Origin of the sequence: Bradyrhizobium sp. HKCCYLRH2047, from assembly GCF_051168175.1 — a bacterium.
Taxonomy (GTDB): Bacteria; Pseudomonadota; Alphaproteobacteria; order Rhizobiales; family Xanthobacteraceae; genus Bradyrhizobium.
Window position 1 is genome coordinate 163,899 of sequence record NZ_JBNPUM010000010.1, and the last position, 20,047, is coordinate 183,945.

A 20,047-nucleotide genomic window follows, 5' to 3' on the forward strand; every position below is an offset into this window, starting at 1 on the left:
GAGTGACGCAAGATCCGCCGTCAGCTGCGCACCGCGCTCTGGCCGGCCAGCACCGGGGTCGGTCGCACGACGCGGGACGGCTGCAGCACGGCGAGATTGCCGATGAACTGGCGCGCGCTGTTCTCCCAGGAGCGGTCGAGCGCGAACGCCCGGCAGGTCTCGCGCGACATCGTCAGCGCCTTCAGGCACGCCGCGCGCAGATCCCAGTCGATCGCCCCGATCGGATGGTCGGCGATGACGTCGAGCGGACCGGTCACGGGGAAGGCCGCGACCGGCGTGCCGCACGCCAGCGACTCCAGCTGCACCACGCCGAACGTATCGGTCAGGCTGGGAAACACGAAGACATCGGCGGCCGCCATGTGCGCGGTCAGGTCCTTGCCGGTCTTCTCGCCGAGGAAATGCGCGGTGGGGAAGCGACGCTCGAGCTCCGCCTTCTGCGGACCGTTGCCGATCACGACCTTCGAGCCCGGCAGGTCCAGCGACAGGAACGCCTCGAGGTTCTTCTCGACCGCGACACGGCCGACGGTCATGAACACCGGGCGCGGCAAATCGAGCGTGACCGGCTCATCCGGATTGAACAGTTTCGTATCGACGCCGCGGGTCCAGAAACCCAGCTTCTTGAAGCCGCGCGACGCGAGGTCCTGCTTCAGCGAATTGGTCGCCACCATGGTCATCGCGGCCGCATCGTGGAAGCGGCGCATCACCCAGTAGCCGACGGCATCGGGAATGCCGGTGCGCACCGAGACATACTCAGGGAAGCGCGTCGTGTAGGACGTCGTGAACGGCAGGCCGTGGCGCAGGCAGTAGCGGCGCACCGCCCAGCCGATCGTGCCTTCGGTGGCGATATGGATCGCATCGGGTGCTGCGGCCTCGATGCGGCGGGCGATCTCGCGGCCGTTGGTCACGGCGAGGCGCAGGCCCGGATAGGTCGGCACGCCAAACGACGGAAACCCCTCCGGCGTGAGGAATGTGATGTCGGCGCCGAGGCCTGTGGCCGCGCGCGCCAGCGAGGTGAGCGTGCGCACGACGCCGTTGACCTGAGGGTGCCAGGCGTCGGTTGCGATTAAGATCCGCATAAGGCGATCCGGAAAGTTGCAGCGATTCTGAACAGCCGCAAAATCCGACATTGTTATTTCAGGCGTGTGACGTCATCGAACTGTCGAAGGGTCTTTTTGGCCGCCCGCCGCTGTTTTCCCCGCGATCCGTGGCCGTCCCGCGCGGGCGCTGTCGTGAAACCGTCATGAAACAAACGGTTAAGCCGACGAAACCGTTTTGCGTGCAGCGCGCAAACGCAACGAAACTTTTCTCCCCTATGAGTTGCAGCATCGGGCGTTGGTCAATGCGCCGCAAAGAATGATGACAGGCAACTGATTTTGACGACGCCGGCCGAGACAAGCGCGGCGCGCACTAAGCGATCAAACGAGGGGACGTCCATGGTCACGCCGGGCACAGTGTATTCGTCATCCCGCATTCTCTTTGGTGTACTCGTCGCATCCGCAATCGTGGCGGCGACGCCGACGCAGGCGGCACCTCCCGCGCCACTCCCCTTCCCGTTCCTGCTGCCGCCGCCGATTGCGGCCTATGAGCCGCCGGCGACGGCGCCGCAACTGATCACACCGCGCGAGGACGAGGCGACCGCCTATGAGTTGCCGGCGCGGCTGCGCCGCCAGGTCGTGAGCTATTCGACTCGCGAGGCGCCGGGCACGGTCGTGATCGATACGCCTAACAAGTACCTCTACTACGTGCTCGGCAGCGGCCAGGCAATGCGCTACGGCATCGGCGTCGGCCGCGACGGCTTCACCTGGTCGGGCGTGCAGTCGGTGACCAGGAAGGCGGAATGGCCGGACTGGACGCCGCCGCCGGAGATGATCGCACGCCAGCCCTATCTGCCGCGTCACATGGCCGGCGGTCCCGGCAATCCGCTCGGCGCCCGCGCGATGTATCTCGGCGGCACCGTCTACCGCATCCACGGCACCAACGCGCCGGAGACGATCGGCACCCATGTGTCGTCGGGCTGCATCCGCCTGACCAACCAGGACGTGATCGACCTCTATTCCCGCGTCAGCGTCGGCGCCAAGGTGATCGTGCTGCCGATGGAGCGCCGCGCCGATCTCGGCCGCATGACACGCTAGCCCGCGCCGCTCGTTCCTTCCTCCGGATCCTCCCTGACTGGACCGCCGAGGCCCAAAAGCCGCGGCGGTCATTTCTTTGCGCGCATGTCGGCGTTCACCATCACGGCCGATTGATGATGATCCGCGTCACGGGCTGCCCTGGCGCGCCTCCGTCCGGCCCTGTAAGCTCGGCAATCTTGTATTAACCGCGATCTCGCCGCTTCCGGCATGGGCCGGCGTGGCAGCTGGAGTCCGTGGATCCGACATGAACCTTCCGACACCGCGACCGGATTGGCAAAGCAGGCCGCATCCGCTCGCCCCGAGAACGCAGCCTCCGCCGCGGCGCTCGCCGCCCCGGCTGCGGCTGATCTTGATCGGCGCCGCCGGCCTTGCCGCCATCGTGCTGGTCGGCATCATCATCGTGGAGGTGTTTCTGTTCTCGGGCAGCACGCCGGCGCCGCAGCTGACCCAACTGCCGCCGCTGCCGCCGGCCACGCGCAATTCGATCATCATGACGCCGGTCTCGATCTCGCTCGGCGCGATTCGCGACGCCGCCGAAAAGGCCACGCCGCGCAATTTCTCCGGCAAGGCCGACAATCCCGTCAACCAGATCCTGCAGAATGCCGACATCGGCTGGACCGTCACCCGCGGCGCCATCGCCGCCACCGGCACCCAGGACACTCTGTCGCTGGCGACGCCGCTCTCGGGCCGGCTGAACGTCACCGGATCGCTGTCCGCCAAAGCAACCGGCGCGCTCGGCGACGCCATCGGCGGCCTGCTCGGCTCGGATGCGGCCAAGCAGATCGGCGGCATCAACATCAAGAATCTGAACGCCACCGCCGACATCAAGGGCAACGTGCTGATCGCGATGCGGCCGCGGCTGGCCGCCGCCTGGTATGTCGAGCCGAACTTCACCGCCCAGGTCAATCTCGGCGACACCGCGCTGACCGTCGCCGGCGCCCGCGTCAACGTGCCCGCGCAGATGAAGCCGGTCATCGACAAGACCGTCAACGACCAGCTCAGCGCGCTCAGCGACAGGCTGCGCAAGGACCCGACCGTGCGGCGCGTGGCGCAGGCGCAGTGGGCCCGCGCCTGCCGCTCGGTGCCGCTTCAGGGCACCACGCCGGGACTGCCCGCGGTCTGGCTCGAGATCAAGCCGACACGGGCGCTGGCCGCGCAGCCCGCGATCGATGCCAACGCCGTCAGCGTCACCATGGGAATCGAAGCGGAGACCCGGGTCACGGCCGCCGAGACCAAGCCGGAGTGTCCGTTCCCGGACAAGATCACGATCATTCCACCCACCGCCGGCGCCATCAACGTCGCGGTTCCGATCGACGTCCCGTTCACCGAGCTCAGCAAGCTCGTCGACTCGCAGCTCGCCGGGCGGACGTTCCCCGAGGACGGCTCCGGCCCGGTCGCGGTCACGGTGAAGCACGCGACCGTCGTGCCCTCGGGCAACCGGCTGCTGATCTCGCTGCAGGTGAAGGGCAAGGAGAAGGAGAGCTTCTTCGGCCTCGGCGCCGACGCGACCGTGCACATCTGGGGACGCCCCATGGTCGATCAGGCGCAGCAGATCCTGCGGCTGTCGGACCTGCAGCTCGCCGTCGAATCCGACGCGGCGTTCGGCCTGCTCGGCGCCGCCGCGCGCGCCGTGGTGCCGCATCTGCAGCGCGCGCTGCTGGAACGTTCGGTGGTCGATCTCAAGCCTTTCGCCGACAACGTCCGCGACAAGATCGCGACCGCGGTCGCCGAGCTGCAGAAGAACGAGAACGGCATCCGCGTCGATACCGACATCAACAACCTCGCTTTGACCGACATCGCCTTCGACGCCACCGTGCTGCGCGTGATCGCCTCGGCGGAGGGCACGATGTCGGTTCGAGTCAATACGTTGCCGGGACTGTGACGGGCCGTTTCGGAATGTCGCATCCCGTCGCTGCGGGCGTTCGGATCGTGCAACGACCGGCAACGATTCAATCGGGCCTGACCTGGTCTGCGGCCACTCACGAATGTCCGCACCGTTTCCGGTAACCCGATGCAGCCGCATCGCGCGAGCGTGCTGCGGCCCCGAGGCCATACGTTTCGCGAGGCTTGACGCGCCCTCACGGAAGCCGCAACACGGCGCAGGGAGAGATTGTCGGGCCTTGTCCGCGCGCCCGTCGCAGGAAACATTCCGTAACAAAATTCTTCGCAAAACGCCGCGATTCTAGGTCACTTGTCGGTATGGCCCAGACACAACCACACATTCTTGTCGTCGAGGACGACCGCGAGACGCGGACGCTGATCGCGAAATATCTGCGCAACAATGCCTGTAACGTGACCACCGCGACCGACGGCCGCGAGATGACCCGCATCATGGGCGACCACCGTGTCGATCTCCTGATCCTCGACGTCATGCTGCCCGGCGAGGACGGCCTGACCTTGTGCCGCAAGCTGCGCGCGGAATCGCAAGTGCCGATCATCATGCTCACCGCGCGCGGCGAGGACGTCGACCGCATCCTCGGATTGGAGATGGGCGCCGACGACTATCTGCCAAAACCGTTCAATCCGCGCGAGCTGCTCGCCCGCATCAACGCGGTGCTGCGCCGACAGGCGGCCGCGATGACGGCGAGCGCAACCGAAGGCGCGACCGCGCTGAGCTTCCTCGGCTGGACGATCGACTTCCGGCTCCGCGAACTACGCAATCCCGAAGGCGCGCGCGTCGCGATGACGAGCGCCGAATTCGATCTGCTCCGCACCTTCTGCGAGCGGCCGGGCCGCGTGCTGTCGCGCGACAGCCTGCTCGACCTGACGCAGGGCCGCAGCGCCGGCTCGTTCGAGCGCTCGATCGACGTGCTGGTCAGCCGCATCCGCCGCAAGATCGAGCCGGACCCGCAGGAGGCCACCATGATCAAGACCGTGCGCTCCGGCGGCTACATGTTCACGCCCGTCGTCGAGGTGGTGACCGGCCCGCAAAGCCATTGACCGGCCGGATCGAATGGCGATGTCATGATGTCGTTCGGCTTTCTCAACCTCAAGGGAATCCGCGGCCAGATCACGGCGCTGGTGGCCATTTCGATCGTGGCGCTCCATGCCATTATCACGGCGACGTTCCTGATCTATCGCGCCGAGCAGCCCGACCCCGAAAACGAAGTCGGGCCGTTTCAGCTCGCGACCGCCATCCGCATTCTTGGACGCGCGCCCGCTGCCGAACGGCCGCGACTGATCTCCGACATTGCCCGCGCCTATCCCGAGTTCGAGCTCAAGCCTCACGCGGGACCTCTGCCGGATGGCCGCCGGCGCGAGCCGGCCGGCCCCGACGTCGAGGCCGGGACCGGTGGCGACGAGCGCCACCCGGCGCCTCAGGAGATGGCCGACGGACGGCCTCACGGTCCAGGCGGCTTTCGCGGCCTTGGCCCCGGCTATCGCATCTTCATGCCGCCGCCCGGCTCCCAGACGCGCACCGTCGTCTTCGCCCTTCCCGACGGCAACATGGTCTCTGCGCGGATGGCCGACCGGCCACACCGGCCACCGTTCTGGGGCGCCCCATGGCTGACGACGATCATGTTCGCGCTGATCAGCACGACACTGCTCGGCCTGTGGGCGGCCCGTGCGCTGACCTCACCGCTGTCGAGCTTCGCGAAGGCTGCCGAGAGCTTCAGCCTCGATGGCGATGCCACTGCCCTGCCCGAGCGCGGACCGGAAGAGATCCGGTCGCTGGCGCGCGCCCTGAACCGGATGCGCCAACGCATCACGGCGCTGATGAACGACCGGACCAAGATGCTGGCGGCCATCAGCCACGATCTGCGGACACCGCTGACCCGCATGCGGCTGCGCTGTGAGTTCGTCGAGGACGAACTGCAGCGCAATCGCATGCTGGCCGATCTCGATCAGATGCATGCGATGCTGGGCTCGGTGCTGTCATTCCTGCGCAACGGCCGCAAGCTCGAGCCGATGACGCTGGTCGATATCGCGAGCATCCTGCAGCTCGTCGCCGACCAGTTCGCCGATGTCGGCCACAGCGTCACCTATGTCGGCCCGGCGCACGCGATGGCAACGGTGCGGCCCGACGACCTGATGCGTTCGGTCACCAACCTGGTCGAGAACGCCGTGAAGTACGGCAAGGAAACCGTGATCAGACTGTCGGCGTCTGGGAAGTGCCTGACGATCGACGTGGAGGATGACGGACCGGGGATCGCCGATGCGCGCAAGCCCGACATGCTGGAGCCGTTCGTGCGCGGCGACGATGCCCGCAACATGGACGAGGCCACCGGGTTCGGCCTGGGCCTCTCGATCGCGAAGGCGATCGTCCAGGCGCATGGCGGCGAGCTGTCATTGCACGATCGCAAGCCGCGCGGGCTGATCGCCCGCATCGAGCTGCCGCTCGGCCAGACCACCTTGCGCCCCGCAGCATGACGCGCGAACGCGCCCGGACGGATCCGGGCGCGCCGCGATCGAGACGATCGACTAATCGTCTGTGACGCCGTTACTCCGAGTACTTGAACTCGGGCATCGCCTTGAGCTGGTCCTTGGTCGCGTTGATCATCGCATGGTCGGGATACCAGCGGTTCTTCGAGCTCATCGACGAGGACGACGTGCCGGTGGCGGCACCGGTCGTCGTGGTCGAAGCCGGCGGGTTGGTCGACGAGGTCGTGCCAGAAGCCGGAGCGTTGGAAGCCGTGGTCGACTGCACCGGCTGATCCGAGAACTTCACCTGGTCGAAAGAGACCGCGACGAGGTGCTCGCCCATGCCGAGGAAGCCGCCGACGCCGATCACGACGCCCTTGACCGCGCCGCTCTTGTCGACCAGCAGGTCGTCGATCGAGCCGACGTTCTCGTTGTTGTTGTTGTAGACCTTGACGCCGACGAGCTTCGAGCTGCGCCAGTCGCCCTGATAGGACGCAGCGGTGGTGTTGCTCTTGATCGTGGTGCTGGTCGTGGTGGTGGTGCTCTCCGCAGCGAAGGCGGCGGTCGCGAGCAGCAGGGAACCGGCGAGGCCGGCCGCAACAGTCTTCATCACCATGTGGTGTCTCCTCTCAGTGAATGGTGACGAGAGAACGGCAATGGACAGTCGGCGTTCCCAGGGAACCACGATTTCGTCACGCTGCGCGACAAGCGGTCTCACTGCGACGCGGAAGTGTTAGTTTGTGACGGTTCGGGTGGACATGGCTGACGTCGTCAGTACGGTATGACGCAGGTGCGTGGAGCTTGTTAGCTGCTGACCGCGGTGACGGTCGGCTCCCTCTCCCTGTTCTTACGGGGAGAGGGTTGGGGTGAGGGGCAGCCGCACCGGTGGTGGGCATGGTGAGACCTGTCCCCCCTCACCCGGATTGCATCTTCGATGCAATCCGACCTCTCCCCGCTTGCGGCAGGGCGATCGCATATGGTGAAAGAGGCTGGGCGCGCCGTCTTTTCGCGACCATCCTTCGAGACGCCCGCCTTCGGCGGGCTCCTCAGGATGAGGGCCTTTCTCCGCCGCAAAGCTGTTGAACCTCATGGTGAGGAGCGTCGCTCTTGCGACGCGTCTCGAACCATGAGGCCATGAAGGTTCCGCCCAGGAAAACCATATGCGATCGCCCAGCCGCAAGCGGGGAGAGGTCGAGCGGAGCAAGCCGCAATCGCCGTGCTCACATCGGCATCAACCGATAGACCATCTGTTCAGCATTCCGTCCAAGCCAATTGAATTGCTCGGCTGCGGGACGCCTGCCCCTACGCCGCCATCGCGCCGTCCTGATCGACGGACTCGGCATAGAAGGCGATGGTTTCGTACCGATAGTCGCAGAGGCGGCAGTGCCAGAGATAGGCGGTGCGGCGGCCGTCCTTTTCGACCCAGGACGGCAATGCGATCGCCTCGCCACATTGGGCGCAGGGATTGTTTCGCGGCAGATCCACGACGCGAACCGTGGATGGCGTCGCGTCGATGTCGAATGAACGGTCAATGCGGGGTGAATGATCGTCGGCTGCCTTCACGGCCATGACGCGCTCCCTCTCTGTTCAGTCTTCTTGAATGAGTCAGGTTGAATGAGTCAGGCATGCTGTCGAACTGACGGCCGCGATCTTACCCACGCGGCGGCGGATTTGCACGCGCCGGGATGCCGCGCGACATCCGACCTCACGCGGATGGGATCGACGTCTTTGATTCAATTGCAGCCGGAGGTGACCGCCGGTTCCGCGACGTGGCGGGCGCCCGCCTTGCGCAGATGGATGGTGGCGATGTCGTCGGCATAGACCTTCTGCCAGCCGTCGACGTGATCGAGCAGCTTGGTCGCAGCACTCTGGGTGCGCAGCAGGGTCGCCTCGATGTCGTAGTCCTTGAGCAGGCGGAACAGATTATCCGGCTCCATCAGGCCGGAGGCGGCATTGTGGTCGACGAAGAATTTTTCGCCATAGAGCTCGGTGCGGCCGTCGATGAACGGCGCGACACCGGCCGAGATCAGGTAGCCGCCGAAATCATAGTCGTTGAGGACCCGCGTGAGGTTGAGCTTCTTCAGCTCGGTCACGGCCGCGACGGGGGTGCCGCGCATGTTCGGCGCGTAGTTCAGGATCGCGGCCGACGCGATGGTGCCGGCGCCGAGCGCGAGCATCACTGCCGCCGTCAGCGCCGCGCCCGGCACGCGCGCCTGCGGCGGCATGGGCGACGCGCCCGCCTGCCGCGCCAGCGGCGCGGCGAGCACCAGCGGGCCCACCAGCGCCAGGATCTCCGCCGCGCGCGCCTGCGCCAGCGCCATGTGCAGCAGGCCGAGCAGCATCATGATGCGCACGGGCGGCAACCTGAGGCCATGGAACAGCGCGAACCCGATGGCGATCAGCAGGCAGATCTCGAACGGACCGAGCCCCTGGAAATCGGTCGCCTTCCATTCCACGATCAGCGGCAGCGCCTGACCCAGCGAGAGGATCTTCTGCGACGCCAGCAGCGCATTCCAGCCATAGGGCGTGCAGCAGCTCGCCACCAGCGCGAGCGCTGCAAACCCGGCCCAGCGCAGCGCGAGGCTACGGCGGGCCGAGGCATCGGCATTGACCAGCGCGTCGAGCGCGGCGGGCGCGATGAAGAACAGGCCGAACACGAATCCGCCATGCAGATTGGCCCACAGCGCGATCAGCAGCACCAGCGGCCATGGCGGCGCGGCCTTGCGATCGGCGGCATCGACAAGTCCGGCGATCCAGGCCACCAGAATCGGAAACGCCAACACATGCGGCCGCGCCAGCAGATGCGGCAGGCAGAGCAGGAACGCCGCGACCACGAACACCAATGTCGTGGCGTCGCGCAGATGCCGGCTGAGGGCGCGCGCCAACAGCGCGAAGGACAGCGCGGTCGCCGAGGCCGCCAGCACCACCGGCCCGGTCCAGCCGGCGAACCTGTAAGCGGCGGCATAGGCGACCTGCGCCAGCCACTGCGTGGAGATCCAGGGCGCGCCGCGCATGGTGAAGGAATAGACGTCGACCTCGGGCACCGCGCGGTGGTCGATGATCCACTGCCCCACCGTGATCTGCCACAGCGTGTCGGGATCGTTGAGCAGCCGGTTGCCGGAGATCAGCAGCAGCGCATAGACGCCGGCGCCGACCCATAGTGGCAGCAGCGCCTGCGTGCGCCCGGCGGTCGCTTCGGTGTGGGTGACGGACAGCGTCATCGCGGCAGGGCCCCGTTGGCGGAATTGCTCCGCCAGCCAAGCATGCACGGCATAATTCGCGGTAAACCGCCGGCGCATCCGCACTCGCCCGGCGTCTCCGCCCCATTATTGCCACATTATCGCCCGGCGTTCGCGCCAATTACGGTGTGCAAAGTGTAAAGCGCGTGCTGGGGGGCTGCTCGGCATGCGTGCGGTTCCCGGGGGATCCTGACACATGAGACGTCTTGTGCTGACGGCCTGCATTGCAGGCTTCGCGATGGCTGGTCCCGTGCCGTTCGCAATGGCTGCCGATGATGCGAGCACCGCATCGGACAATGCGGCCAAGCCGAAGGCCGGCAAGGTCAAGCTCGCCCATGTCCGCTCCGACGGCACCAGGGAGCTGGCCGCACGCAGCGCGGTGACCAAGGCCGCGCGCGAGGTCGAGGCGATCGAGGCCGTCAGCAGCGCCGACACCTCGCCGCCGATGGACGCCAATGCCTCAGCGCCCGCCGACACCGACGCCATCCCGGCCGCTGCGGCCGAGCCCCGCGAGGCCGAGCGCAGGGCGGCCGAGACCAAGCCGCGCCACATCGACACCGGCCATCCGCACATCGACGCGCTGGTGGCGGTGCACGCCGCCGCCAACAACATTCCGGAATCGCTGATCCACCGCGTCATCGTGCGCGAGAGCAAATACCAGAAGGACCTGGTCGGCCGCTGCGGCTGCATCGGCCTGATGCAGATCAAGCTCGGCACCGCGCGCGGCCTCGGCTACACCGGCGACGCGCAGGGCCTGCACGATCCGAACACCAATCTCACCTATGGCGTGCGCTATCTCGCCGGCGCCTACCGTGCCGCCCGCGGCGACCACGACCGCGCCGTGCTCTACTTCGCCAGGGGCTACTACGAGGAGGCCAAGCGGCAGCGCCTCGCCGACGCGCGGCCCGCCGGCCGCTCCGAGCGCACGAGCGGCCCGCTCGACATCACCCCGAAAATCGCGACCGGCCGCCACGCGCGGGCGCACTGACGGCGCTTGGTTCCTCACCGCCCCAAACTGTCTTTCCGTGACACTCCGTTGACACGGGGCCGTATCGGTCTATTTTAAGCGCGTTCCGAGGGGAGCTCCGAGGGGGAGCTGAGATACCGCAGCGTGATGCGGTGACCCTTTGAACCTGATCCGGGTCATGCCGGCGAAGGGACAGGGATGCAGCAGACAACCACGCGCGGGCATGTCCCCGTATCCATCATCGGTGCAGGCATCGCAGGTGCCTGGCAGGCCCTGCTGCTCGCGCGCGCGGGCCGCGAGGTCACCCTGCACGAGCGCAGCGATTCCGATCTGATGCTCTCCACCAGCCATTGGGCCGGCGGCATGCTGGCGCCCTATTGCGAGAGCGAGGTCGCCGAGCCGATCATCAGCCGCCTCGGCCTCGCCGCGCTCGACATCTGGCGGCGCGAGCTGCCGGACACGCCGTTCAACGGCTCGCTGGTGATCGCGCATGCCCGCGACCGCGCCGATTACGACCGCTTCGCCCGCCGCACCTCCGGCTATCAGCGGCTCGACGCGCAGCAGCTTGCCGCGCTGGAGCCGTCGCTGGAGGGCCGCTTCCGCGAGGGCCTGTTCTATCCGACCGAGGGCCATGTCGAGCCGCGCCGCGTGCTGCCGAAGCTGCATCAGCGCATCGTCGAGGCCGGCGGCCGGGTGCTGTTCAACAGCGACGTCACGGCCGATGATCTCGACGGCCTCGTGATCGACTGCCGCGGGCTGGAGGCGCGCGACGCCGAGCCCGAGCTGCGCGGCGTCAAGGGCGAGATGATTTTGATCGAGACCGCCGAGGTGCAGCTCGCGCGGCCCGTGCGGCTGATGCATCCGCGCTTCCCGCTTTATCTGATCCCGCGCGAGGACAATCTGTTCATGCTGGGCGCGACCTCGCTCGAGGCCGAGGACACCGGCGTCAGCCTGCGCTCCGCTCTGGAGCTGCTCGGCGCCGCCTACTCGGTGCACCCGGCGTTCGGCGAGGCCCGCATCCTCGAATTCGGCTCGGGGCTGCGGCCGGCCTATCCCGACAATCTGCCGCGCATCACCATCAAGGGTGAGCGCGAGATCCGCGTCAACGGCCTCTATCGCCACGGCTTCCTGATCGCGCCGGCGCTGGCGCAGGCGACCTTGAACTATCTCGCGCACGGCCAGATCGACAACGAGGTGATGCGATGCGCGTGACCGTCAATGGCGAGGCCCGCGACATCAGCGCGACCAGCGTGACCGCGCTGTTGTCCGAGCTGGACTACGAGGGCACCCATTTCGCCATCGCGCTGAACTACGACGTCGTGCCGAAGAGCCGCTGGTCCGAGACGGCCTTGAAGGCCGGCGACGAGATCGAGATCATCACCCCCCGGCAGGGAGGGTGAGTGATGGCCGTGAGACGCGCGCTCGCCCGCCACTTGCAGCTGTCGTCCTTGCGAAAGCAGCGACCCATAGCCACCCGCCGCGGTGATAGCGCCGGGACGACCACCGTCCGCAACGACGGAGACAACTAATGCCCACCTTCTACGACAAGACCTTCGCCTCCCGCCTCCTCATCGGCACCGCGCTGTACCCCTCGCCTGCCATCATGCAGGACGCGATCCGCGCCTCAGGCGCCCAGATCGTCACGGTGTCGCTGCGGCGCGAGGCCGCGGGCGGCAAGACCGGCGACGCGTTCTGGAAGCTGATCAACGCGCTCGACGTCACCGTGCTGCCGAACACCGCCGGCTGCCGCAGCGTGCGCGAGGCGGTGACGACGGCGAAGCTCGCGCGCGAATTGTTCGGCACGAGCTGGATCAAGCTCGAAGTCATCGGCGACAACGACACCCTGCAGCCCGACGTGGTCGGTCTCGTCGAAGCCGCTGATATCCTGATCAAGGACGGTTTCGAGGTCTTCCCCTACTGCACCGAGGATCTCACGGTCGCGATGCGGCTGGTCGATGCCGGCTGCAAGGTCGTGATGCCCTGGGCGGCGCCGATCGGCTCGGCCAAGGGCATCACCAATCGCGATGCGCTGAAGCTTTTACGCGACCGCCTGCCCGACATCACCCTCGTGGTTGACGCCGGCCTGGGCGCGCCGAGCCACGCCGCGGAAGCGCTCGAGCTCGGCTACGACGCCGTGCTGCTCAACACCGCGGTGGCAAAAGCCGCCGATCCCGTCGCGATGGCCCGCGCCTTCCGGCTCGGGGTCGAGGCCGGCCGCACCGCCTACGAGGCCGGGCTGATGGACGCCCGCGATTTCGCCTCGCCCTCCACCCCTGTCGTTGGGACCCCGTTCTGGCATGCCGTATCCTGACCGCTTCTATCCCGTCGTCGACAGCCTCGCCTGGGTCGAGCGCCTGACCAAGCTCGGCGTCGGCACCGTGCAGTTGCGCGCGAAAGACCTCAACGACGGCGAGGCGCTGCAGATCGTCACCGATGCGCTGGCGATCACCAGGGGCACCGCGACGAAGCTGATCGTCAACGACTACTGGCGCGCCGCCGTCGTCGCCGGGGCGGAGCACGTCCATCTCGGCCAGGAGGATCTGGCGGAGGCCGACGTCGCCGCGATCAAGCAGGCCGGCCTGACGCTCGGCCTGTCGACGCATGACGATGCCGAGCTCGAGACCGCGCTCGCCGCCGAGCCCGACTACGTCGCGCTCGGCCCGATCTTCCCGACGACGTTGAAGGCGATGCGCTTCGCGCCGCAGGGCGTTGCGAAGATCGGCGAATGGAAGAAGCGCGTCGGCAACATCCCGCTGGTCGCGATCGGCGGCATCAAGCTGGAGCAGGCCGCGGAGATCTTCGCGGCGGGCGCAGACTCCATCGCCGTCGTCAGCGACGTCACCCAGAACCCCGACCCCGACGCCCGCGTCCGCGCCTGGCTCGATGCGACCAGGGAGCCGGCGTAATGCGCGCGGATTTTGCGAATGCGTCTGACAGTGATTGGGCCCTGATGTCGCCCCGCTCTCCGTCGTTCCCTCCCCCCTTGTGGGGGAGGGCTAGGGAGGGGGGTAGCCCCGGGGGCGGTGGGTGCGGCTTACCCCCCTCCCCAACCCTCCCCCACAAGGGGGGAGGGAGCCTGAGCAGCGTGCCCCCCTCACAGCGCCAAATCATCTCCGCTCGGCATAAGCGGCGAGCCAATGTGAGCCGCAACTCTCTCCATCGTCATTGCGAGCGGAGCGAAGCAATCCAGGGCCGCGCGTGCCGCCCTGGATTGCTTCGTCGCTTTCGCTCCTCGCAATGACGGCCCCCATTCACTCCGACAACAACAATTGAGAAGGAGGACCCCATGAACATCCGCTCCAATCCCGACACCACCCTGCCCGCCGTCACCACCGGCCCGCTGCCGTCCTCGCGCAAGATCTATGCTGTGCCGGACTCCGCGCCCGATTTGCGCGTGCCGCTGCGCGAGATCATTCTCTCCGAAGCCGCCTCCGAGCCCAACCTGCCGGTCTACGACACCTCCGGTCCCTACACCGATCCCTCCGTCACCATCGACGTCAATGCCGGCCTGGCGCGCGCCCGCTCCGCCTGGGTGCGCGAGCGCGGCGGCGTCGAGGAATATGTCGGCCGCGACATCAAGCCGGAGGACAATGGCAATGTCGGCGCCGACAAGGCGGCGAAGGCGTTCACCGCGCATCACAAGCCGCTGCGCGGCCTCGACGGTCACAAGATCACCCAGCTCGAATTCGCCCGCGCCGGCATCGTCACCAAGGAGATGATCTACGTCGCCGAGCGCGAGAATCTCGGCCGCAAGACCCAGCTCGCGCGCGCCGAAGCGGCGCTCGCCGACGGCGAGAGCTTTGGCGCCTCCGTGCCCGCCTTCATCACCCCGGAATTCGTCCGCGACGAGATCGCGCGCGGCCGCGCGATCATCCCCTGCAACATCAATCACGCCGAGCTGGAGCCGATGATCATCGGCCGCAACTTCCTCACCAAGATCAACGCCAATATCGGCAACTCGGCGGTGACGTCGTCGGTCGAGGAGGAAGTGGACAAGATGGTGTGGGCGATCCGCTGGGGCGCCGACACCGTGATGGACCTCTCCACGGGCCGCAACATCCACACCACGCGCGAATGGATCCTGCGCAATTCTCCGGTGCCGATCGGCACCGTGCCGATCTACCAGGCGCTGGAGAAGTGCAACGGCGATCCGGTGGCGCTGACCTGGGAGCTCTACAAGGACACCCTGATCGAGCAGTGCGAGCAGGGCGTCGACTACTTCACCATCCACGCCGGCGTGCGCCTCGCCTACATCCACCTCACCGCGAGCCGCGTCACCGGCATCGTCTCGCGCGGCGGCTCGATCATGGCCAAGTGGTGCCTCGCGCATCACAAGGAGAGCTTCCTCTATACGCATTTCGAGGAGATCTGCGACATCATGCGCAAGTATGACGTCTCGTTCTCGCTCGGCGACGGCCTGCGCCCCGGCTCGATCGCGGACGCCAACGACCGCGCGCAGTTCGCCGAGCTGGAAACCCTCGGCGAGCTCACCAAGATCGCCTGGGACAAGGGCTGCCAGGTCATGATCGAGGGCCCCGGCCACGTGCCGATGCACAAGATCAAGATCAACATGGACAAGCAGCTCAAGGAGTGCGGCGAGGCGCCGTTCTATACGCTCGGGCCGCTGACCACCGACATCGCCCCGGGCTACGACCACATCACCTCGGGCATCGGTGCCGCCATGATCGGCTGGTTCGGCTGCGCCATGCTGTGCTACGTGACGCCGAAGGAGCATCTCGGCCTGCCCGATCGCAACGACGTCAAGACCGGCGTCATCACCTACAAGATCGCCGCCCACGCCGCCGATCTCGCCAAGGGCCACCCCGCCGCGCAGCTGCGCGACGACGCGCTGTCGCGCGCCCGCTTCGAGTTCCGCTGGACCGACCAGTTCAACCTCGGCCTCGACCCGGACACCGCCAAGAGCTTCCACGACGAGACGCTGCCGAAGGAAGCCCACAAGGTCGCGCATTTCTGCTCGATGTGCGGCCCGAAATTCTGCTCGATGAAGATCACCCAGGACGTCCGCGACTACGCCGCCACGCTGAATGATCCGGCGACGGTCGGCATGACCATCAGCGGCACCATCGAGGACGGCATGGCCCAGATGAGCGCCAAGTTCAAGGAAATGGGCGGCAGCGTGTATCTGGACGCGGAGAAGGTGAAGGAGAGCAACAAGGCGTTGTCCTGACGCCCGCTCCGCTCCCACCATCGTCATGGCCGGGCTTGACCCGGCCATCCATCAAGCCGGGCGCAAGCCCGGCTTTTTTTTGCATTTTCTATTAGATTCTAGGATCTTGATACTCAACCTAGGTTCGTGGTTTATGGACGTGCACCCTCTAGGCAATCAGACGACTCCCCAGAGTCAAAGGCTAGCGAGGCATTGCGTGACGGAGTTTGACAGCATCAAAGATCCAATTATTCGGATCTACGCACTTGATTTACTCAAACATTTCCGATCGGCGCTCAGCTACGGCTACGCTGTAGTATTAGATGACGCCAGGAAATCACTGAATCGATCCCAGAGAGTTCCTGCGCAGATACAGAGACGCGGTCGCGAAAAAAACTACGAAATCGCACAGCTATACCGCGCTTTTCACGCCATAGAACCAGCCACTCCCGATAAGGAACTTGAGGTCTTATCTAGAATACTAGGAGAACTAAACACCATTTCTGATTTTTTCTTATCCACCAGAAGCTACTTCACCAGATACACAAATATAGACGAACGACTAGCTAACTACCAAGCAGACATTGCTTCTCTCGATAAGGAGATGGAGACGCTTCGATCTGCAGTCAACGGCTCCGAAGATGCCAAAAAGGAAATCTACCATTCCGTGATGCGCGAACGGTTCGACCAATTGGATGCGCCATATCTATTTGAAATAGTCGATTTCGTAATTGAACTGACCAACCCACCTCCCTTCGATAACCCACCAAATGCAACCGAGGGACTCGCAGCTCTTGTCAAACAAGCCCACGAGCTGGCCAAGACTCTGACACAGACCAATGTTGATCGAAGGTTCGTTTCGGCGATTCACGACTATATCGATGCCCTTACAGAAGAGCATTTCTCGCCGATCAAGATCGACTTGATCTCGAATAGACTACGTTTTCATTTAGTAGAAATGAGAGATGAAATACCTGGCTTCGCTATTGCCGAAGTCTCAGCACTACTACTTTCGCAAGAGCGCGTTCTACGGCAGTTTCCAATGTGGCGCGCCTTTGAGGCCGAAGCGTCAAAATTTGATCCTAACGAAGAGATCACTACAAAGCAGACGGAATTGCTGTCTCAAGTTGCCAGCGAAACGAGGAACTCTACCGGCATCGCGAGTGACCGCGTTATTGAAGCCTTCGATCGCCTGATCGAGACGAACGATGACATTTCATCAAACAAGACCGCCGAATTCGGCGTGTGGCGTTCGGTTGAAAACTTCCTAAAAACCAACATTCGACACGTCATCAATGCCGCAAAGTCCATTCAAAAGAACGCAACACAACATCAAATCAAGTATATGACATACATAGAAAGACTACTTCCAGCAGCGAAGCTTTATGCCTCGATGGACAGCAGCAAGGCCTGGCTTCTTCCGGTCATACTTTGGATTGAGGATACAATAAAGCAATTAAAACGATAGAACCGCCTCCGGTTCTTTTCCAGCAGCTCATATTCTGGGCTTCTTTTTGTGGAGGGTCACATCCCCATCCATCACATCCCTGCCCCACCCCACATCAAAGCCCCGCCGCTGTCGTTCGGCACCCGCGTCGGCGATCTCCTCTTCATCTCCGGCATTCCCGGCTTCGACGCCAACGGCAACCTGCCCGATGAGTTCGAGGCGCAGTTCGCCAATGTCGTGACCAACTTCACGCGGGTGTTGACCGAGGGCGGCGCCACCTTGCGCGACCTCGTCAAGGTCAACGTGCTGCTGACGTGTGCGGCCGATGTGGCGGCGATGAACCGGCTCTATGCCGCGGCGTTCGGGCCGGCGCCGTACCCGGCGCGGACGACGTGCGTCGTGGTGGCGCTGCCGGATCCGAAGATGCTGATCGAGATCGAGGGCGTCGCAACGATCGCGACACCGTAGGGTGGGCAAAGAGTCCGACGGCGCTCGCAGAGCGGCGGCGGAGGCGTGCCCGCCGCGGTGGACATGGTGGGTACGCTCCCGCCGGCGCGCGGTGATGCAGTGAGCAAGACATCGCTTTGCCCACCCTGCGGTTCTGCCGATGAGGAACAGTCAATGGCTACGATGGTCGTCCGGCAATCGTGCTGCCGATCGGCCGACACGGCTTGCCGTGCAGGCGGCGAAGACGAGACGAGCGGAATACGCCGAACGCGCCATACGCCGTTGCGCTCCGCATCGGCATCACGAGTTCCCCTCGCATCACCTGCACTGACGCCGTCATCTGCCGCCGCATCTGGCGACGTGCCTCATTTCATCGCAACCCTGCGTCGTCATGACACCCGCCCTGCTATTTCGCTACTTGCGGCCGATTTAATTTTTAAATAGGATTTAATAGTCCGAAACATTATCTCCGAAAATCTCACGATAAATGTTTTATCCATGGCCGATTCATGCCCTGTTCCGCCTCGCGGCCGCCGCCACGGCGCCGTTGCGGGAGGCGATCCGGGAGGCCTTCCAGGCCCAGGTCTATCCGCTCGGCTACGTTCCCTCGCATGACGGCATGCGCGGGCTGATGACCCTGGGCGTCGTCACGGCGCATGTCTCGCATACGCTCGTGCCGGGCGCGGTGCTCTATATCGACCTGTTCTTCGTCGCCAGCGCCTATTACATCACCGGCCTGCTGCTGCGGGACATCGACAAGCACGGCCACATCAGGTTCCGGCAGTTCTATGCGCGGCGCTTCGCCCGGATCGTGCCGCCGCTGCTGCTGATGCTCGCCGCCTACCTGCTGTTCACCTGGCTGCTGCGGCCGCCGTTCCTGCCGGCGCTGGAGCGCGTCGCAATCGCGCTCTCCTACATGTCCAACTACTGGTACGTGTTCGATCCGAAGACGATCGAGGACATCGGCCACACCTGGACCTTGTCGACCGAGGAGCAGTTCTATCTGCTGTGGCCGCTGACCTTCGTGTTCCTGGTGAAGCGCTTCGGCGTCACCTGGCGGCTGGTCGGCGCCATCTGTGCCATTGCGGCCGCGATCTGGGCCTGGCGCGTGGCGCTGGTGCTCGATGGCGCCGAATGGCGGCGGCTCTACACCGCGTTCGACACCCGCGCCGACGCCCTGATGGCGGGCTGCGCGATGGCCGTCGTGCTCAGGCTGGTGCCGCACGGCGCCTCACCCGCGCTCGACCGGCTCTGGCCGAAGCTGGCGTGGCCGCTGCTGATCTATTGGGGCACGGTCACCTTCCTGTTCTGGCCGGCGGACGGACCGAGCATGAACTACTATCTGTTCGGCAGCATGGTGTGCGGCGTGCTTCCCGGCATCCTCGCGCTGACCATGCTGGCGCGCAGCCACGGCACGATTATCCACCGCATCTTCGAATGGCCGGTCGCGCTCTTCCTCGGCCGGATCTTCTACGGCATCTATCTCTGGCACCTGCCGATCCTGAATTTCCTCGACAGCTACGGCGTGTGGTGGCCGCTGCGGCTCGCGATCGGGCTGCCGCTGTCGGTCCTGGCGGCCACGCTGTCCTACGCCTATCTCGAGCGCCACTTCCTGCGCCGCCGCGCGCGGCCGGTGGCCTCGCAGCCGCCCCCCATCGGCGTGGTCCCGGCTTTCGTCCCGACAGCGAGCTTCGCGGCGGACCTCAGGTTCTCCTCCCGCCAAGGCACCGAGACCGTCCGCCCCTGACGCTCGCGCCGACGTCGCCGACGTGACGGCGTCGGATGGCGGCGGCCGCAATCCATGCGGCGCGCCGCGCATCCGGTGAGGCTCCGTTCGCTGCCATCCGCCTCGTCAGCCGTGATCGCGCGCTTTTGCCGCATGATTCCTGCGCGGCTGCCTTCAAAATGAACGAGACCGCTCCGACATAGGGCCGGCCGCGGGCTGGGGCCAGTTTGTTGCCGGAGTTTTCACGATGCCTCGTTTCACCACAGTCTGTTTGGCCGCAGGCCTCGCCGCGGCCACCCTGCTGGCCGCCGCGCCGGCGCAGGCCGGCTACTACATCATCCGCTGGGACAATACCGGCATCTGCCAGGTCTGGAGCGAGGCCTTCGCATTCAAGCCGGTCGCATGGCCGTCGAGCTATCAGGTCATCAGCCGGCCGGTGCCGACGTTCAACGACGCCGTGACCCGGCAGATCAGGCTGCGTCAGCAGGGCCGCTGCACGCTCTGAGCCCGCGCCCGCCTGATGGCATCATGTGACGGCGGCATGTCGTCGTTCACATCCC

General features: G+C 65.6%; 18 protein-coding genes and 1 riboswitch. Of the genes, 14 read left to right on the plus strand and 4 right to left on the minus strand.

All coding sequences use genetic code 11. The features are described from left to right. Nucleotides 1-20: 20 nt before the first annotated feature. Nucleotides 21-1,076, minus strand: a complete 1,056-nt coding sequence (locus tag ACQR1D_RS23935) for a glycosyltransferase family 4 protein (protein WP_315804382.1) — start codon at nucleotides 1,074-1,076, stop codon at nucleotides 21-23. 357 nt (nucleotides 1,077-1,433) lie between these two features. Here ACQR1D_RS23935 and ACQR1D_RS23940 point away from each other — a divergent pair, with 357 nt between their 5' ends. From ACQR1D_RS23940 to ACQR1D_RS23955, 4 genes are all read left to right on the plus strand, one after another. Next, complete coding sequence (locus ACQR1D_RS23940) at nucleotides 1,434-2,132, plus strand: L,D-transpeptidase (protein WP_434839188.1); 699 nt, start codon at nucleotides 1,434-1,436, stop codon at nucleotides 2,130-2,132. 244 nt (nucleotides 2,133-2,376) lie between these two features. Continuing rightward, a complete protein-coding gene (locus ACQR1D_RS23945; RefSeq protein WP_434839189.1) occupies nucleotides 2,377-4,014 on the plus strand; it encodes a DUF4403 family protein in 1,638 nt (545 codons plus the stop codon). A gap of 317 nt (nucleotides 4,015-4,331) precedes the next feature. Next, complete coding sequence (locus ACQR1D_RS23950; RefSeq protein ID WP_315717811.1) at nucleotides 4,332-5,072, plus strand: response regulator; 741 nt, start codon at nucleotides 4,332-4,334, stop codon at nucleotides 5,070-5,072. Nucleotides 5,073-5,096: 24 nt separating this feature from the next. Beyond that, the gene (locus ACQR1D_RS23955; RefSeq protein ID WP_316177860.1) at nucleotides 5,097-6,503 is read left to right on the plus strand and encodes an ATP-binding protein; all 1,407 of its coding nucleotides are present in this window, start codon (nucleotides 5,097-5,099) and stop codon (nucleotides 6,501-6,503) included. A 70-nt stretch (nucleotides 6,504-6,573) separates the two neighbouring features. On the opposite strand, the gene ACQR1D_RS23960 is transcribed toward ACQR1D_RS23955, so the two are convergent. The 3 genes from ACQR1D_RS23960 to ACQR1D_RS23970 all read right to left on the minus strand — a co-directional run bounded on the left by ACQR1D_RS23960 (nucleotide 6,574) and on the right by ACQR1D_RS23970 (nucleotide 9,715). After that, entirely contained in the window at nucleotides 6,574-7,110 is a 537-nt protein-coding gene (locus tag ACQR1D_RS23960) for a PRC-barrel domain-containing protein (protein ID WP_316238377.1), read from the minus strand. 686 nt (nucleotides 7,111-7,796) lie between these two features. After that, nucleotides 7,797-8,063 (minus strand): hypothetical protein, encoded by a 267-nt coding sequence (locus tag ACQR1D_RS23965; protein ID WP_316238376.1) that lies wholly within the window; start codon nucleotides 8,061-8,063, stop codon nucleotides 7,797-7,799. Between the two features lie 164 nt (nucleotides 8,064-8,227). After that, a complete protein-coding gene (locus ACQR1D_RS23970; protein ID WP_434839190.1) occupies nucleotides 8,228-9,715 on the minus strand; it encodes a hypothetical protein in 1,488 nt (495 codons plus the stop codon). 214 nt (nucleotides 9,716-9,929) lie between these two features. On the opposite strand from ACQR1D_RS23970, the gene ACQR1D_RS23975 reads away from it, so the two are divergent. The 10 genes from ACQR1D_RS23975 to ACQR1D_RS24020 all read left to right on the plus strand — a co-directional run bounded on the left by ACQR1D_RS23975 (nucleotide 9,930) and on the right by ACQR1D_RS24020 (nucleotide 19,992). Continuing rightward, the gene (locus ACQR1D_RS23975; protein WP_434839191.1) at nucleotides 9,930-10,721 is read left to right on the plus strand and encodes a transglycosylase SLT domain-containing protein; all 792 of its coding nucleotides are present in this window, start codon (nucleotides 9,930-9,932) and stop codon (nucleotides 10,719-10,721) included. A 78-nt stretch (nucleotides 10,722-10,799) separates the two neighbouring features. After that, a riboswitch (TPP riboswitch) is annotated at nucleotides 10,800-10,911 on the plus strand. Then, nucleotides 10,899-11,912 (plus strand): FAD-dependent oxidoreductase, encoded by a 1,014-nt coding sequence (locus ACQR1D_RS23980; RefSeq protein ID WP_434839192.1) that lies wholly within the window; start codon nucleotides 10,899-10,901, stop codon nucleotides 11,910-11,912. Its footprint overlaps the riboswitch before it by 13 nt. After that, on the plus strand, nucleotides 11,903-12,100 hold the full coding sequence (gene thiS, locus ACQR1D_RS23985) for a sulfur carrier protein ThiS (protein ID WP_316238372.1): 198 nt from the start codon (nucleotides 11,903-11,905) through the stop codon (nucleotides 12,098-12,100). Before ACQR1D_RS23980 ends, thiS begins: the two co-directional genes overlap by 10 nt. 128 nt (nucleotides 12,101-12,228) lie before the next feature. After that, entirely contained in the window at nucleotides 12,229-13,011 is a 783-nt protein-coding gene (locus ACQR1D_RS23990; protein ID WP_316177847.1) for a thiazole synthase, read from the plus strand. Further along, nucleotides 12,998-13,606 (plus strand): thiamine phosphate synthase, encoded by a 609-nt coding sequence (locus ACQR1D_RS23995; RefSeq protein ID WP_434839193.1) that lies wholly within the window; start codon nucleotides 12,998-13,000, stop codon nucleotides 13,604-13,606. Before ACQR1D_RS23990 ends, ACQR1D_RS23995 begins: the two co-directional genes overlap by 14 nt. 380 nt (nucleotides 13,607-13,986) lie before the next feature. Then, on the plus strand, nucleotides 13,987-15,888 hold the full coding sequence (gene thiC / locus ACQR1D_RS24000) for a phosphomethylpyrimidine synthase ThiC (RefSeq protein WP_434894090.1): 1,902 nt from the start codon (nucleotides 13,987-13,989) through the stop codon (nucleotides 15,886-15,888). A gap of 196 nt (nucleotides 15,889-16,084) precedes the next feature. Next, a complete protein-coding gene (locus tag ACQR1D_RS24005; RefSeq protein ID WP_434894091.1) occupies nucleotides 16,085-17,335 on the plus strand; it encodes a hypothetical protein in 1,251 nt (416 codons plus the stop codon). A gap of 60 nt (nucleotides 17,336-17,395) precedes the next feature. Further along, a complete protein-coding gene (locus tag ACQR1D_RS24010; RefSeq protein WP_434894099.1) occupies nucleotides 17,396-17,782 on the plus strand; it encodes a RidA family protein in 387 nt (128 codons plus the stop codon). 466 nt (nucleotides 17,783-18,248) lie between these two features. Continuing rightward, nucleotides 18,249-19,508, plus strand: a complete 1,260-nt coding sequence (locus tag ACQR1D_RS24015; RefSeq protein WP_434894092.1) for an acyltransferase family protein — start codon at nucleotides 18,249-18,251, stop codon at nucleotides 19,506-19,508. Between the two features lie 226 nt (nucleotides 19,509-19,734). Beyond that, nucleotides 19,735-19,992, plus strand: coding sequence for a hypothetical protein (locus ACQR1D_RS24020; protein ID WP_315804366.1), 258 nt, complete (start codon nucleotides 19,735-19,737; stop codon nucleotides 19,990-19,992). The last annotated feature ends 55 nt before the right edge of the window (nucleotides 19,993-20,047 follow it).

What these genes read in the sequence shown, in the direction of transcription:
- ACQR1D_RS24020 (WP_315804366.1), top strand. Translation starts at nt 19,735, where the DNA reads ATGCCTCGTTTCACCACAGTCTGTTTGGCCGCAGGCCTCGCCGCGGCC.
- ACQR1D_RS23940 (WP_434839188.1), top strand. Translation starts at nt 1,434, where the DNA reads ATGGTCACGCCGGGCACAGTGTATTCGTCATCCCGCATTCTCTTTGGT.
- ACQR1D_RS23975 (WP_434839191.1), top strand. Translation starts at nt 9,930, where the DNA reads ATGAGACGTCTTGTGCTGACGGCCTGCATTGCAGGCTTCGCGATGGCT.
- ACQR1D_RS23970 (WP_434839190.1), bottom strand. Translation starts at nt 9,715, where the DNA reads ATGACGCTGTCCGTCACCCACACCGAAGCGACCGCCGGGCGCACGCAG.
- thiC (WP_434894090.1), top strand. Translation starts at nt 13,987, where the DNA reads ATGAACATCCGCTCCAATCCCGACACCACCCTGCCCGCCGTCACCACC.
- ACQR1D_RS23990 (WP_316177847.1), top strand. Translation starts at nt 12,229, where the DNA reads ATGCCCACCTTCTACGACAAGACCTTCGCCTCCCGCCTCCTCATCGGC.
- thiS (WP_316238372.1), top strand. Translation starts at nt 11,903, where the DNA reads ATGCGCGTGACCGTCAATGGCGAGGCCCGCGACATCAGCGCGACCAGC.
- ACQR1D_RS23980 (WP_434839192.1), top strand. Translation starts at nt 10,899, where the DNA reads ATGCAGCAGACAACCACGCGCGGGCATGTCCCCGTATCCATCATCGGT.
- ACQR1D_RS24015 (WP_434894092.1), top strand. Translation starts at nt 18,249, where the DNA reads ATGTTTTATCCATGGCCGATTCATGCCCTGTTCCGCCTCGCGGCCGCC.
- ACQR1D_RS23950 (WP_315717811.1), top strand. Translation starts at nt 4,332, where the DNA reads ATGGCCCAGACACAACCACACATTCTTGTCGTCGAGGACGACCGCGAG.
- ACQR1D_RS23945 (WP_434839189.1), top strand. Translation starts at nt 2,377, where the DNA reads ATGAACCTTCCGACACCGCGACCGGATTGGCAAAGCAGGCCGCATCCG.
- ACQR1D_RS23935 (WP_315804382.1), bottom strand. Translation starts at nt 1,076, where the DNA reads ATGCGGATCTTAATCGCAACCGACGCCTGGCACCCTCAGGTCAACGGC.
- ACQR1D_RS23995 (WP_434839193.1), top strand. Translation starts at nt 12,998, where the DNA reads ATGCCGTATCCTGACCGCTTCTATCCCGTCGTCGACAGCCTCGCCTGG.
- ACQR1D_RS23955 (WP_316177860.1), top strand. Translation starts at nt 5,097, where the DNA reads ATGATGTCGTTCGGCTTTCTCAACCTCAAGGGAATCCGCGGCCAGATC.
- ACQR1D_RS23965 (WP_316238376.1), bottom strand. Translation starts at nt 8,063, where the DNA reads ATGGCCGTGAAGGCAGCCGACGATCATTCACCCCGCATTGACCGTTCA.
- ACQR1D_RS23960 (WP_316238377.1), bottom strand. Translation starts at nt 7,110, where the DNA reads ATGGTGATGAAGACTGTTGCGGCCGGCCTCGCCGGTTCCCTGCTGCTC.